11 protein-coding genes and 1 pseudogene are annotated in these 14,835 nt (G+C 60.3%); 7 read left to right on the forward strand and 5 right to left on the reverse strand.

What is annotated here, in order from left to right:
- Both PMI09_RS23305 and PMI09_RS23310 read right to left on the reverse strand, forming a co-directional pair.
- The coding region (locus tag PMI09_RS23305) for a YcjX family protein (protein ID WP_007800224.1) at positions 1–196 on the reverse strand (196 nt) is incomplete at its 3' end.
- Positions 197–274: 78 nt separating this feature from the next.
- On the reverse strand, positions 275–772 hold the full coding sequence (locus PMI09_RS23310; protein ID WP_007800227.1) for a SixA phosphatase family protein: 498 nt from the start codon (positions 770–772) through the stop codon (positions 275–277).
- A 272-nt stretch (positions 773–1,044) separates the two neighbouring features.
- Here PMI09_RS23310 and dksA point away from each other — a divergent pair, with 272 nt between their 5' ends.
- Positions 1,045–1,464, forward strand: coding sequence for an RNA polymerase-binding protein DksA (dksA, locus tag PMI09_RS23315; RefSeq protein ID WP_007532954.1), 420 nt, complete (start codon positions 1,045–1,047; stop codon positions 1,462–1,464).
- Positions 1,465–1,536: 72 nt separating this feature from the next.
- Here dksA and PMI09_RS23320 read toward each other — a convergent pair whose 3' ends face one another.
- On the reverse strand, positions 1,537–2,544 hold the full coding sequence (locus PMI09_RS23320; protein ID WP_007800231.1) for a flagellar biosynthetic protein FliO: 1,008 nt from the start codon (positions 2,542–2,544) through the stop codon (positions 1,537–1,539).
- Positions 2,545–2,831: 287 nt separating this feature from the next.
- On the opposite strand from PMI09_RS23320, the gene cckA reads away from it, so the two are divergent.
- Together cckA and PMI09_RS23330 are read left to right on the forward strand one after the other, a co-directional pair.
- Entirely contained in the window at positions 2,832–5,432 is a 2,601-nt protein-coding gene (gene cckA, locus PMI09_RS23325) for a cell cycle histidine kinase CckA (protein WP_007800233.1), read from the forward strand.
- Positions 5,433–5,511: 79 nt separating this feature from the next.
- Positions 5,512–5,928 carry a hypothetical protein gene (locus PMI09_RS23330; RefSeq protein ID WP_007800235.1) on the forward strand — a complete coding sequence of 139 codons (417 nt, stop codon included), beginning with the start codon at positions 5,512–5,514 and terminating at the stop codon, positions 5,926–5,928.
- Between the two features lie 28 nt (positions 5,929–5,956).
- Here PMI09_RS23330 and PMI09_RS23335 read toward each other — a convergent pair whose 3' ends face one another.
- Together PMI09_RS23335 and PMI09_RS23340 are read right to left on the reverse strand one after the other, a co-directional pair.
- Positions 5,957–6,883 carry a pseudouridine-5'-phosphate glycosidase gene (locus PMI09_RS23335; RefSeq protein ID WP_007800238.1) on the reverse strand — a complete coding sequence of 309 codons (927 nt, stop codon included), beginning with the start codon at positions 6,881–6,883 and terminating at the stop codon, positions 5,957–5,959.
- A gap of 28 nt (positions 6,884–6,911) precedes the next feature.
- A complete protein-coding gene (locus PMI09_RS23340; RefSeq protein WP_007800240.1) occupies positions 6,912–7,856 on the reverse strand; it encodes a carbohydrate kinase family protein in 945 nt (314 codons plus the stop codon).
- A gap of 241 nt (positions 7,857–8,097) precedes the next feature.
- On the opposite strand from PMI09_RS23340, the gene recA reads away from it, so the two are divergent.
- From recA to ltrA, 4 genes and pseudogenes are all read left to right on the forward strand, one after another.
- Positions 8,098–9,186 carry a recombinase RecA gene (gene recA / locus PMI09_RS23345; protein WP_007800243.1) on the forward strand — a complete coding sequence of 363 codons (1,089 nt, stop codon included), beginning with the start codon at positions 8,098–8,100 and terminating at the stop codon, positions 9,184–9,186.
- Positions 9,187–9,340: 154 nt separating this feature from the next.
- Positions 9,341–12,001 (forward strand): alanine--tRNA ligase, encoded by a 2,661-nt coding sequence (alaS, locus tag PMI09_RS23350; protein ID WP_007800246.1) that lies wholly within the window; start codon positions 9,341–9,343, stop codon positions 11,999–12,001.
- A 395-nt stretch (positions 12,002–12,396) separates the two neighbouring features.
- Positions 12,397–13,430 (forward strand): annotated as a pseudogene (locus PMI09_RS23355) (IS110 family transposase).
- Between the two features lie 653 nt (positions 13,431–14,083).
- Positions 14,084–14,835, forward strand: a 752-nt coding sequence (gene ltrA, locus PMI09_RS23360) for a group II intron reverse transcriptase/maturase (RefSeq protein WP_007800251.1), incomplete at its 3' end; no start/stop codon positions are given.

Genomic DNA, 14,835 nt, shown 5'->3' on the forward strand with positions numbered 1-14,835 from the left:
GGTCCACAATCTTCTGCAGGCGGCCGCCGTGCAGAAGATTGTGGACCAGAGAGGAAATGAAGACGGTCTTGCCGGAACGCGAGAGGCCGGTGACGCCAAGGCGCACGGTGGGATTGATAAGTCCCGATGCCCGGTCCGCAAGATTGTCCAGGGCAATGCGTGCGTCGTCGGAAAAAGAGGTCAGGCTGGGTGGCAAGGCGGAATTCCGGTTCTAATCGTGACAAGCCATATAGGAACCGCAAGTCGACGCGAAAAGACGTTCCGCGAAAAGACCTTAGTCGATCACCAAATCAACGAGGCGCCAGCCTGCCAACCTGCCGTCATAGTCCAAAACCGCAAGACCGGCTGTCGGAAAGCCGGTCGGCAGTGCCTGACAAAGCGCCTCGTGGCCGATCAGCGCTTCCAGCGTTTGCTCCATGGTCGGGTTGTGGCCGACGAGCATCACCGAGCCGACCGCTTCTTGCGCATCGATGATCTCGAGATAGATGTCCGGTGAGGCATTATAGAGTTCGTCGACGAATCGGAGGTCGAGCGTCGAGCCCATCGCCCGGTGCACCGCATCGGCCGTGTCCCGGCAACGCACCGCTGTCGAACTCAGAAGCAGATCCGGCCTATAACCCTTGTCGGCCGCCTTGTCGGAGACGATCTCGGCGTCCGCATAGCCTTTCTCGCTCAGCGGGCGGTCGAAATCACGTTGTCCGGGCGCGGCCCAGGCAGCTTCGGCGTGTCGCAGCAGATAAATCCGGGAAGGCGGAGGTGTGATTGCGGCCATAGAAAACCCATGTCGAAGGGACTTTTTCAGTAGCGGGTGAGCGGCCCGCGCGTCAACCGTGGCGGCAGGTGTTGCCGCCAAATCCGAGGTAGGAAAGTGCGCGGTTACCAGGAGGGGAATATGCACCCGGCGGAATAATGGTGAGAAAATAGTCTGTTAGCTAAAAAATATGACAGATCTAAAAAACTGTTTACCTAGCGTATTTGGCTTGAATCATCGGTAGTGCTCGCGATATACACCCGCCAGATGAGATGTTCTTCAGGAGAATCGCGTTGAGTGAGAAGATCGATCTTAGCAACTATGTACCCTCGGAAGAGGAAGAGTTCATGAACGGCAATCAGCGGGCTTACTTTAGAGCCAAGCTGGTCGCCTGGAAGAATGATATTCTCAGAGAGGCGCGCGAAACCCTCGACCACCTGGCGGAGGAAAGCGCAAACCATCCGGATCTTGCCGACAGGGCATCGTCCGAAACCGACCGGGCTATCGAACTGCGTGCCCGCGACCGCCAAAGAAAGCTGATTTCCAAGATCGACGCAGCACTGCAACGTATCGAAGACGGCACCTACGGCTATTGCGAGGAGACCGGCGAGCCAATCGGCCTCAAGCGGCTTGATGCTCGACCGATCGCAACGCTCTCGATCGAGGCCCAAGAACGGCACGAGCGTCGAGAAAAGGTCTACCGGGACGAATGAGTCCCGACATGCTGACAACAAAAAGGGCACCGCGGAAGCCGCGGTGCCCTTTCGCTTTGTTCAGTCGGTCCACTATTTATCGCGATTAACACTCATCTCCCCGAAGATGCGCGCGACCTCGTTTTGAAGGGCGGCATCGGCGCCGGTAAGCGGCGCCATCTCAGGGTCCCGGCGCGGCAGGTTCCCGGGCGGCGGAGCGGGTCTTGCAGCAGGCGCCTGTGGCGCCGGCACGATGCGCTCGGCGGCAAGTGTACTCGTCATTTCTTCCTCGAGAATGCGCTGGAAGTCGCTCGGCTGCGCAGCAGGCGTCAGCGTGCCAACTTCGACGAATGCCGACGAGGGTTGTACGTGCGCGGGCGTGCTCCGGACGGAGAGCGGGGTGGCCTGCGGTTCGATGCGCTGTTGCGGCAACACGCGCTGGCGGGCGGAATCGAGGATGTCTGCGGCAACCGAGGCCTCGATCGGCGCACGCGTCTGACGCGGTTCCGGTCGGGGCTCGAAGGACGGCGCCGGGCGCGGCGCACGTTCACGTTCGGCGATAACAGGCGGAGTCGAGGGCGGCGTGGCAACGATAGCCGGCTCGGGGCGGGCTTCGATCGGCGCGCGTTCGGGCACGTAGGGTTCGACCGGCGTGTGGATGTGGGCCGGCGGCGCGTGCTGGGGTTCAGCCGGTGCGATGCGAACAGGCGCTGGCGCTTCGGGCGTCGCTTCGAGCTGCGGCGGTATCACGGGGACAGGAACTGGAGCCGGAGCTGATTGATCCGCCGTCTCAGGCGATACCAGCTTGTCGACAGCTTCGCCAATCCGGCTCTCGATGACGAGATCGGTCGGTCCGCCGATCATGATAAGGTGTTCGACGTCGTCTCTGCGAACGAGAACGAGGCGTCTGCGTGCATCGACAGCGGCCGCATCAAGAACCTGCAGCCGCGGCTGGCGATTGCGGCCGCCGCGCACAAAGGGCGAAGGCGCGCGGCTGCGCATGATCCAGAGCACGACAATCAGCAGCAATAGAGCTATACCGACGCCACCGGCGGCAAGAAGGAAGCGGCTCCCATAGGCTCCCATGAGATCATCGAACATTTTGGCTTACTCCCTTCGCGGTTTTGAACCACATGGCGACTTTACCACTTCGTAGACAAGTCCCGATGGCCTTGTCCAGTCATGCCAACCCGAAGTGGAATTCGAACATGCTTTCTTAACAACGCATTTTAATGGCGAAATTGGCGCTCTTCGTTGTGAATTCAATCAGTCTTCACAGAGACCGGTGTTTTTGCAGAGACTGCAAATTGGTAAGAAGGAAAAGGCGCCTGATTCCTGCTTTGTCTCCCTGTTGCGAGTGAAGCCCGGCAGGCCATGCGAGGGAATAGATGACGAGACCGCGTCAGGCCGACGATTACAGCGAACCGCTCTTGGACCGCGGGGGCCGCACAGGCACGGCTTTGCGGATCATTCTGCTTGCGCTTGTGCTGATCGGCGCAGCCGCTGCGTTCGTTGTTTTCAAAAGTTCCCTCGACAACGAAATGGTGCTCGGCGTTCTCGGCGTGCTTGCCATGGTCGGGATCTTCTTCCTCGTGTCCTCGGTGATCGGTTTTATCGAAGTCATGCCGCAGCGGCAGTCCGACAGCCTGGCGCGCGCATTCTTGAACAGCCACCCCGATGGGTCGCTCATCACTGATGAGAAGGGTCGCATCGTTTATGCGAATGCGGCCTACGGCGAACTGACCAGTGCCCGCAAGTCGACTGAGGTTCAGACACTTGAAGCGCTCCTGTCGCGTCATCGAGAGTCGAACGAGGCGCTCTATCGTCTCTCCAACGGCCTGCGTGAGGGTCGGGAGGGCAGCGAGGAATTCCGCCTGTTGCGATCGCTTGGCCCCTCGACGAACGGCGCCGGGGCGCATTGGTATCGCCTGAAAGCGCGGGCTCTCCACAGCGAGGAGATTGGACGCAAACCGCTCCACATCTGGCAGATCAGCGACATCACCTCGGAGCGCGATGATCAGGAGCGGTTCTTCAAGGAATTGCAGAATGCGATCGACTATCTCGACCACGCGCCGGCCGGGTTCTTTTCCGCCGGGCGCAAAGGTGAGATTTTCTATCTCAACGCAACGCTGGCGGAATGGCTCGGCATCGATCTCACCAAATTCGTCCCCGGTTCGGTAACGATCGGCGACTTCGTTGCGGGTGAGGGACTTGCGCTCATACAATCGGTGCAGGCCGATCCAGGCCTAAAGAAGACCGTGACACTGGATCTCGACCTGAAGAAGATGAACGGTCAGAGCCTGCCGGCACAGATCGTCCACAGCGTGACGTCGATGCGCGATGGCGCGCCCGGAGAAAGCCGGTCGATCGTGCTTACGCGTCAGAAGAGCGGCGAGAGCGATCAATCCGCCTCGGCGGCCGCGATGCGGTTCACCCGTTTCTTCAACAACACGCCGATGGCGATCGCCTCGGTGGACGGCGAAGGCCGCATCCTGCGGACGAATGCACCGTTCCTGAAGCTGTTTTCCGGGATGGTTTCCCGTGATGACGTAGAGAACGGCGCTTTGCTCGAAGTCATTGTTCAGGACAGCGACAAGTCGAAGCTGCAGCAGGCGCTTGTGGCGGCAAAGGACCGGCAGGGCGACATCCCTCCGATCGACTCTCGCACGCCAACGGACGAAGCCCGCCATTTCCGCTTCTACGTCAATGCGGTGATCGACCAGAGCGACGAGGCACCGGAAGAGGCTGCGATCGTCTATGCCGTGGAGGTGACGGAGCAGAAGGCGCTCGAAGCGCAGATGGCACAGACTCAGAAAATGAACGCGGTTGGCACGCTGGCCGGCGGCATTGCGCACGACTTCAACAACGTTCTGACGGCCATTCTGCTCTCCTCCGATCATCTGCTGCTGCAGGCGCGACCCGCCGACCCTGGCTTTGCAGACCTGATGGAAATCAAGCGCAATGCCAATCGTGCCGCCGTGCTCGTTCGGCAACTGCTGGCATTCTCGCGCAAGCAGACGATGCGGCCGACGGTGCTTAATCTGACCGATGTGGTGGGCGACCTCAGGATGCTGGTCGACCGGCTGCTATCCGGTACGAATGTGAAGCTTGACGTCGAGTATGGCCGCGATCTCTGGCCTGTTAAGACTGACCTGTCGCAGTTCGAGCAGGTGCTCATCAACCTCTGCGTCAACGCGCGCGATGCCATGCCGCAGGGCGGCAAGCTGACGCTTCGCACGAAGAACGTGACGGCGGAAGAGATCGCAGCATTCAATTACTCCTATATGCCGCACGAGGACATGGTCCTCATCGAGGTCTCGGACAACGGGACCGGCATTGCGCCTGAGATCATGGACAAGATCTTCGAGCCCTTCTTCACGACGAAGGAGGTCGGCAAGGGAACGGGTCTTGGTCTCGCGATGGTTTACGGCATCGTCAAGCAGTCGGGTGGCTATATTCAGCCGGAGTCGGAAGTCGGCAAGGGTACGACTTTCCGCGTCTTCCTGCCGCGCCACATTGTCGAGCCAGCCGTTGCGGCGGAAGGTGATGCCGTCACGCCTGCTATCGGCGCGCCCGCCGAACAGGCACCGGCACCGGCGCAGCAACCCGAGGATCTGACCGGATCTGCCGTCATTTTGCTGGTCGAGGATGAGGAAGCAGTGCGTCGCGGCGGCAAGCGCATGCTCGAGACCCGCGGCTACACGGTTTACGAGGCCGGATCTGGCGTCGAGGCGCTCGATATCATGGACGAGCTCGAAGGCAAGGTCGACATCGTCGTCTCGGATGTGGTGATGCCGGAGATGGATGGTCCATCGCTGCTGCGCGAACTGCGCAAGAATTATCCTGACCTGAAGTTCATCTTCGTTTCGGGCTATGCCGAGGATGCATTCGCACGCAACCTGCCGCCGGATTCCAAGTTCGGCTTCCTGCCGAAGCCGTTCTCCCTGAAGCAGCTTGCCGTCGTCGTGAAGGAGACGCTCGACAGCTAGTCGATACCTAGAGATTTAGCCATTTTTTGAACCCATCCTCAGCGATCGTTTGTTATGAAATCGCAACCTGGAGGAGAAAATGCGCTGGAAGCTCTTTGCCATCCTTGCGGCCATGTCGTATGTCTGGGCGATCCTGACCGGCTTTAATGGTGTGGCGCGATCGCAATTCAGGATGGTCGGCGATGCATGCATCGGTCTTTTCGCCACAATAGGCGTTCTGCTTTACGCTTTTGAACGCCAGTTGCTCAGCGAGCAATTTTGGTCGTGGTTGTCACGATTGTACTTGGTTTGGATTTGCTTGTGGCTGGCAGTTTTCCTTGTCCGCTTCGCAATCTTTTACAGCGCGAATACCGACCTGCTGTCCGCGAAAAAAATGGTTGTTCTATTGTTCGGTTATTCGCGCTTTTGTGGAGCTTCGACTCCTTTCAGTGGCTGGCTCTTGCCCGTCATGCGAAGGGCGAAATGCTCAAATGACGATTGCGGAGTCGGCCGTTAGGGAGGCGCTGGAACGCCCCCTCAAACGATCATCCCGCCAGCGCGACGGCAATTTCTGCCGCCAATCTCGCATTATTTTCGACCAAGGCAATATTGGTCTTCAGGCTCTGGCCGTCGGTCAGGTCAAAGATCGTGCTGAGCAGGTAAGGGGTCACTTCCTTGCCGCTGATCTCGTCGCGCTCGGCGCTGTCGAGGGCGCGCTCGATGTAGATTTCCATTTCCTCCCGGGGGATCTCGTCTGCCTCCGGCACAGGGTTCGCGATCAGCATGCCGCCATCGATGCCGAGCTGCTCGCGCACCGTCTGGAAGTTGGCGATTGCGGCTGGGCTGTTGAGCGTCAGCGGACTGCGCAATCCCGACGCCCGCGACCAGAAGGCGGGGAATTCTTCGCTCTCGTAGGTGACAACGGGCACGCCCGCGGTTTCCAGCACCTCCAGAGTCTTCGGAATATCCAGGATTGCCTTGGCGCCGGCGCTAACGACGATGACACCGGTGCGGCCGAGTTCCTCGAGGTCAGCGGAGATATCGAAGCTTTCTTCGGCGCCTCGATGGACTCCGCCGATGCCACCGGTGGCGAAGACCTTGATGCCGGCACGCTCGGCGGCGATCATCGTAGCTGCCACGGTCGTCGCACCATGACGACGCTCGGCGACCGCGAAGGCGAGATCGGCGCGCGAGACCTTCAGAACATCCTTGGCCTGCGCCAGCTGCTCCAGTTGCTCGGCTTCGAGGCCGATATGCAGCGTCCCGTGAATGACCGCGATCGTTGCCGGGACCGCGCCCTGCTCACGAATGATCGCCTCGACGCTGCGGGCCATCTCGATGTTGCCGGGGTAGGGCATGCCATGCGTGATGATGGTCGATTCGAGCGCCACAATCGGCGCGCCGCGCTGCTTGGCGCTTGCGACTTCCTTGGAATAGGCGATCGGCAGGAGGGGGGAGATCGGTTTCGTCATTGTCTCTTCCATTTCGTCGGTATTGCCTTCAATGCAAAATTCTCGCCGGCGGAACAAGGGAAAGTGTCTTCCTCACCAAATCCGGGGAGAGGTTTTCATTGACGGCGTGCGGGGACTGTACCGTAAGAGCTGCGGCAGCGGCGCCTTCCCGGACGGCATCGGCCAGGGGAATTCCGCGCATAAGCCCGGAAATAACGCCGGCCGCGAGCGAGTCGCCGGCGCCCGTGACATCTGCGACGCCTTCGAGGTTTACCGGCTGCAGGGCAACGACGCGGTGATCAGCAAAGGCAATCAGCTCGCGTTGGCCGCGCGTGACGACGCCCCCACGCAAGCCGATGTCACCCAGCAGCGACGGCCAATGCGACGGGTCATTGGGCCGTTCGCCAGTCAATGCGGTGGCTTCAGCCTCATTGAGGAAAAGATAGTCTATCCCATCGATGCACGGTTTCAGCTTGATCGCCTTGGCCGGCGAGATTGCGATCGCGCCCACCGGCTTGCCGAGAGCCTTAGCGCGCTCGACGATCGATGCCATCGTCTCCGCCGGCAGGTTGGCGTCAAAGAGGATGAAATCGGTCGCGGCAAAGGCATCGCGGACGGCACGGATCGAGAGCCGGCGCGGCATGAACATGCGGTAGAGATCCATGTCGGCAAGCGCAATCACCAGGTTTCCATCGTTCTCGATGATTGCGGTGTAACTGGGCGTCTTCCGATCCAGGAAAACGAAGGGGCGGTCATGAACGCCTGCGAAATCGGCCGCCTCGCTGACCGCCTCGCCGATCGGATCGCCGCCACGGGGCGAAATCATCGTCACGTCGAAGCCCAACCGGGCCAGGTTGCGCGCTGCATTGAAGCCGCCGCCGCCTGGCTCCTCGAACCATGACCCCGGATTGCTGGCACCGGCCACCGTGTCGCCGGAAATGCGTCCGCGCCTGTCGATATGGGCTCCGCCGAGGACAAGAATCTTCTGCTTCATTTCATCGCCCTGCATCCGCCAAAAGACACGAATCGTCCCGCCGTCGCTAGCAGGTTGGCGGCGACTGCCCTATCTTTAAGCCGTTGCTTTCCATCACTAAAACAAATGTAGAACACGGGCTATTTTACCTTTTTCTTTCAACTGTTTGAACGGCGCTTGCGCAATGAGAACAAATGCGGTACAAAATCGACATCGGCGGCGACATTGCTTGAGCGGCTTCAATAACCTAAAGGTGGATCGAATGTCACAGAATACATTGCGGCTTGTAGAGGACAAATCGGTGGACAAAAGCAAGGCACTTGAAGCGGCACTCTCACAGATCGAGCGGTCGTTCGGCAAGGGCTCAATCATGAAGCTCGGCTCGAACGAGAATGTCGTCGAGATCGAAACGGTTTCGACAGGTTCTCTCGGGTTGGATATCGCGCTCGGCATCGGCGGCCTTCCGAAGGGCCGCATCATCGAGATTTACGGACCAGAAAGCTCGGGCAAGACGACGCTCGCGCTGCAGACCATTGCGGAATCGCAGAAGAAGGGCGGCATCTGCGCCTTCGTGGACGCAGAACATGCGCTCGATCCGGTCTATGCCCGCAAACTTGGCGTCGATCTGCAGAATCTCCTGATCTCGCAGCCGGATACAGGCGAGCAGGCGCTTGAGATCACCGACACGCTGGTGCGTTCCGGCGCTGTTGACGTTCTCGTCGTCGACTCCGTTGCAGCGCTGACGCCGCGTGCGGAAATCGAGGGCGAGATGGGGGACAACCTGCCGGGTCTCCAGGCGCGACTGATGAGTCAGGCGCTGCGCAAGCTGACGGCTTCGATCTCGAAGTCGAACACCATGGTGATCTTCATCAACCAAATCCGCATGAAGATCGGCGTCATGTTCGGGTCGCCGGAAACGACGACCGGCGGTAACGCGCTGAAGTTCTATGCCTCCGTTCGCCTCGATATTCGCCGCATCGGCGCGGTGAAGGAGCGCGAAGAGATCATCGGCAACCAGACGCGCGTCAAGGTCGTCAAGAACAAGATGGCGCCTCCCTTCAAGCAGGTCGAATTCGATATCATGTATGGCGAAGGCGTTTCCAAGACTGGCGAACTGGTCGACCTCGGCGTCAAAGCCGGTATCGTCGAGAAGTCGGGCGCCTGGTTCTCCTACAACAGTCAGCGCCTCGGCCAGGGCCGTGAGAACGCGAAGCTTTTCCTGCGGGACAATCCGGATCTCCTGCGCGAGATCGAGACGGCACTTCGTCAGAATGCCGGTCTGATTGCGGACCGCTTCCTGCAGAATGGCGGCCCTGATGCGAACGACGGAGACGAGGCCGCAGACGGCTAATCGTCTGAAGGTTTCAAACAGTTCAAAACCGGCCGCATTCCTTGATCAGAATGTGGCCGGTTTTGTTTGTCTGCTGGACAGTGGTTAAGGCGAGCGATAAAAGCCACTGGATTTAAGTTTTGACCTGCCTTCCGGCAGCATTGAAGGGCATAGCATGAGCGGTGTGAATGATATCCGGTCGACCTTCCTCGACTACTTCAAGAAGAACGGCCACGAAATCGTTCCGTCGAGCCCGTTGGTGCCACGCAACGATCCGACACTGATGTTCACCAATGCCGGCATGGTGCAGTTCAAGAACGTTTTCACCGGCCTTGAGCAGCGGCCGTACAAGACGGCCTCGACCGCCCAGAAGTGCGTCCGTGCCGGTGGCAAGCATAACGACCTTGATAATGTCGGCTATACCGCGCGCCATCACACCTTCTTCGAGATGCTCGGTAACTTCTCTTTTGGAGACTACTTCAAGGAGCGGGCGATTGAGCTCGCCTGGAACCTGATCACCAAGGAATTTGCTATCGACGCCAAGCGGTTGTTGGTCACAGTCTACCATACGGACGACGAGGCCTTTAACCTTTGGAAGAAGATTGCAGGGCTGTCGGACGAAAAGATCATCCGCATCCCGACCAGCGACAATTTCTGGGCGATGGGCGATACCGGCCCGTGCGGCCCATGCTCGGAAATCTTCTATGACCACGGCGATCATATCTGGGGCGGACCTCCCGGCTCGCCTGAGGAAGACGGCGACCGCTTCATCGAGATCTGGAATCTCGTCTTCATGCAGTACGAGCAGGTCACGAAGGAAGAGCGCATCGACCTTCCGCGGCCGTCGATCGACACGGGCATGGGTCTGGAGCGCGTCGCTGCCGTCCTGCAGGGCAAGCATGACAACTACGACATCGACCTGTTCCGCGCGCTGATCGAGGCTTCGGAAGAAGTGACAGGCGTAAAGGCAGAGGGCGAGCGTCGTGCAAGCCACCGCGTCATTGCCGACCACCTGCGTTCGTCGGCATTCCTGATTGCCGATGGCGTGTTGCCCTCGAACGAAGGCCGCGGCTATGTGCTTCGCCGCATCATGCGCCGCGCGATGCGGCACGCCGAGCTGCTCGGTGCCAAGGAGCCGCTGATCTGGAAGCTGCTGCCGACGCTAGTCCAGGAAATGGGACGAGCATATCCGGAACTGGTCCGCGCGGAATCGCTGATCTCCGAGACACTGAAGCTTGAGGAAACCCGTTTCCGCAAGACGCTAGAGCGTGGCCTTTCGCTGCTCTCCGACGCGACGACGACCCTCGGCAAGGGCGATATGCTCGACGGCGAGACGGCCTTCAAGCTCTATGATACCTACGGCTTCCCGCTCGACCTGACGCAGGATGCGCTTCGGGCCCGCGAAATCGGCGTCGACATATCAGGCTTCACCGACGCGATGGAGCGTCAGAAAGCCGAAGCGCGTTCGCATTGGGCCGGCTCCGGCGACAAGGCCACAGAGACGATCTGGTTCGAACTCAAAGAAAAGCACGGCGCGTCGGAATTCCTTGGCTACGACACCGAGACCGCAGAAGGTGTCGTTCAGGCCATCGTGAAGGACGGTGCTTCGGTCGCTTCTGCGTCCGCTGGCGATAAGGTTCAAATTGTCGTCAACCAGACGCCGTTCTACGGCGAGTCCGGCGGCCAGATGGGTGACACGGGCGTCATTACTTCCGATACGGCCAAGATCGAGATCACGGACACCCAGAAGAAGGGCGAGGGCCTGTTCGTCCATATCGGCACCGTTGTCGAGGGCACGGTGAGGGCGAGCGAGCCGGTTGCGTTGACGGTCGACCATGCGCGTCGCTCGCGCCTGCGGGCAAACCACTCGGCCACGCACCTTCTGCACGAGGCGCTGCGCGAAGTGTTGGGCACGCATGTCGCACAGAAGGGCTCGCTGGTCGCGCCCGAGCGTCTGCGCTTTGACGTTTCGCATCCGAAGCCGATGACGGCTGACGAATTGAAGGTCGTCGAGGACATGGCAAATGAGATCGTGTTGCAGAATTCGTCGGTCACGACCCGCCTGATGAGCGTCGACGACGCGATTGCCGAAGGCGCCATGGCATTGTTCGGCGAGAAATACGGCGACGAAGTGCGCGTCGTCGCCATGGGCCAGGGCGTGCGTGGCGCCAAGGCGGGCAAGCCCTATTCGATCGAGCTTTGCGGCGGCACGCACGTCAGCGCGACCGGACAAATCGGTCTGATCCGCGTTTTGGGCGAAAGCGCGGTTGGCGCCGGCGTGCGCCGTATCGAGGCGGTCACCGGCGAGTCCGCGCGCGAATACCTGGCGGAACAGGACGAGCGCGTCAAGTCGCTCGCGACGTCGCTCAAGGTGCAGCCGGCCGATGTTCTTGCTCGCGTGGAGGCGCTCATGGATGAACGCCGCAAGCTCGAGCGCGAATTGGCCGACGCCAAGCGCAAGCTTGCAATGGGCGGCGGACAGGGCGGTCCTGCCGATGCGGTCCGTGATGTCGCTGGTGTGAAGTTCCTCGGCAAGGCGATCTCGGGCGTCGATCCCAAGGATCTCAAGGGGCTTGCCGACGATGGCAAGGCGAGCCTCGGTTCCGGCGTCGTCGCACTGATCGGCGTGGGCGAGGACGGCAAAGCGAGCGCAGTCGTTGCGGTGACCCCGGACTTGACGGACCGGTTCAGTGCCGTCGATCTCGTTCGCGTCGCGTCGGCTGCTCTTGGCGGCAAGGGCGGCGGCGGTCGTCCCGATATGGCCCAGGCGGGCGGGCCAGATGGGGCAAAGGCCGACGAGGCGATCGAGGCTGTGGCGGTCGCGCTGGCAAGCTGAGCGAACTAGAGTTCGCACGAAACTCTTTGGAAGGCGGGGCTGGTCCCCGCCTTTTCGTTGTGCGCCCAGCATGAGCGCACTCTTGTGGGTGGAAGTCCCACCGTAAGCTGGTCATGGCGAGCGAAGAGAAGCGCAACTGCGGAAGGGCGACCGACCGTGGGGAGGAAGCGTGGATCGCAACTGCGGGCCGATGAACAAGAACCGGATATGAGGCGGTGCCGACCAGGGCGAGCGGGCAATGAACCGCGAAGCTCTTATGACCAAGGGTCGGTGGCGTAAATCCGGCGGTCGTGCAGTGAAGGAGTGCGTTCTTACCTGTTGGGGTGGACGGCTCCCAACGGCATCGCGATGTGCCAGAGTGAGTTCGTTGAAAGCTCAATCGAGGGAGACCGTCCGTGGAGCAGATTATCCGAATTGGCATGGATACGTCAAAGAACGTTTTCCAATTGCATGGCGTGAATGCAGTCGAGCAACCAATCCTGCGCAAGAAGCTTTCGCGTAAGGAGATGGTGAAATTCTTCGAGAAGGCGGCGCCCACGACCATCGCACTTGAAGCGTGCGGCGGCTCTCATCATTGGGCGAGGTTATTAGGCTCCTTCGGGCACGAAGTAAAATTGATCGCGCCTCAGTTGGCGAAGCCGTATGTGAAACGCGGCAAGAATGACGCGGCGGATGCCGAAGCTTTGTGCGAGGGATGAGCCGCCCCACTATGCGGTTCGTTCCGGTGAAAACCGCCGACCAGCAGGCAGCCTTGATGCTGGTCGGCATGCGAGAGAGACTTATTCGCCACCGGACACAGCTCGCCAATGCCATTCGCGGGTTTGGTATGGAATTTGGCATCGTCGCAGCCTCTGGGATGAGCAGGATCGAACCACTATTGGAGCGAATAGCGGGAGACCAGTCGCTGCCGGACCTTGCTCGAGAGCTTTTTGCTATGCATGGTGATGAATATCGCGGGCTGCTTTCGGAGATCAAGCTGATCGAGGGAAAGCTGATGGATCTGCACCGCGCCGATGAATGCAGCAGGCGCCTTGCCGAAATCCCCGGCGTTGGCCCGGTCGGCGCATCCCTCTTGATGATGAAGACCCCAGATCCTCGGATGTTTAAGTGTGGCCGAGATTTTGCTGCCTGGCTAGGCCTCACACCGAAAGACCATTCGACTGCAGGCAAGGTCAGGCTTGGGGTCATCACCCGCGCCGGCGATGAGATGTTGAGAAGCGTATTAGTGGTTGGCGCAACGGCTATTCTTCAACATGTCAGAGCAGGCCGAAGCAGACATGCTTCGCGATGGCTCACCGAACTGCTGCAGCGAAAAAAGCCTAAGCTGGTTGCGGTGGCGCTCGCTAACAAGATCGCCCGTATTGCCTGGAAGCTCATGGTGAGCGGCGAAAAGTATCGGCGAATGGAAGGACAGCCGCAGGCAGCATAGAAGATTGGCCGTCACGGGAGCGCGATGGGATCGCTACCGTGGGGAGCTGATGCCGTAAACTTGCAAGAGAAGAGCAGATGGTGCGATCGATCGATCCAAGACGCGTGACAATCCGTCACTCCCGATGGCCACTCAAGGCCGTTTACCTGTTAGGAACATGCGTTGCGGAAACCATCTTGGCCAGTGGTCATGTGCGCCACACACAAAGGCCGCACATATGGAAGCAAGCGATCCGATCAAAATTATCTGTAAAAAGCACTTGCAAGTGGGAGCCGTCCACATATGGGGAGATCTCGTTTTGCGCCTGAAAGGGCGACGGTGTCGAGCCGGAGCGAGAAGTCAGCAGAGGTCGTAGTAGGGAGCGCACAGGCGCGAACGAAGGGCCGAACGAGAGAGAGTGAAGTTCCTCCAAGGATGAGCAAGGTCATGCGTCAGATGCCGGGACAGCCCGGGAGATCGGAGAAGCAAGCGGGTGAAGCCTGCCGGAGTTCCGATCTTGATGAAACCGAGCTCCCGCCGCGGATCGGGAACGACACAGGCGCAGGGCTGCTTGAGGTGGCCCTGCGGCAGTCAAGCGAGGTGTCGCCGACAAGGCAATCAAGGCGTTCAAGGAGCGCATCCGCGAGTTGACGTCGCGGGTCACGGGACGATCCTTGAAAGCCGCGGCAGAACGGCTGCGCATCTCTTGGCCTGCCATCCGCGACAGCCTGCGGGAGGGGACGTATCGGCCACAGCCGGTGCGTCGCGTGATGATCCCGAAGCCAGGGGGCGGCGAGCGCGAGCTTGGCATCCCCACGGTGCTGGACCGCCTGATCCAACAGGCGCTCCTGCAAGTCCTTCAGCCAATCCTTGATCCGACCTTCAGCCAGCACAGCTACGGCTTCCGTCCGGGAAGGAGTGCGCACGATGCCGTCCTGGCGGCGCAATCGTTCGTGCAGTCCGGACGGCGGATCGTTGTGGACGTGGATCTGGAGAAGTTCTTCGACCGGGTTGACCATGACATCCTGATCGACCGTCTGCGCAAGAAAATCCCCGATCCTGGCGTGATCCGCTTGGTACGGGCCTATCTGAACGCCGACATTGTTGATGGGGGTGTGGTCATTGCGCGGACCAGAGGCACGCCGCAGGGCGGGCCGCTGTCGCCGCTATTGGCCAACCTGCTGCTGGATGAGGTCGACAAGGAGCTTGAACGGCGGGGCCATGCCTTCTGCCGCTATGCCGACGACTGCAACGTCTATGTGCGGTCGCAGCGGGCGGGCGAGCGGGCGATGGCTCTGCGGCGGCGGCTTTATGGCCGACTTCACCTGACGGTGAACGAGACCAAGAGCGCTGTTGCCAGCGTCTTCGGCCGCAAATTCCTCGGTTACGCCTTCTGGGTGGCACCGGGGGGTGTGGTCAAGCGAGG

This window comes from Rhizobium sp. CF122 (genome assembly GCF_000282035.1).
GTDB lineage: Bacteria > Pseudomonadota > Alphaproteobacteria > Rhizobiales > Rhizobiaceae > Rhizobium.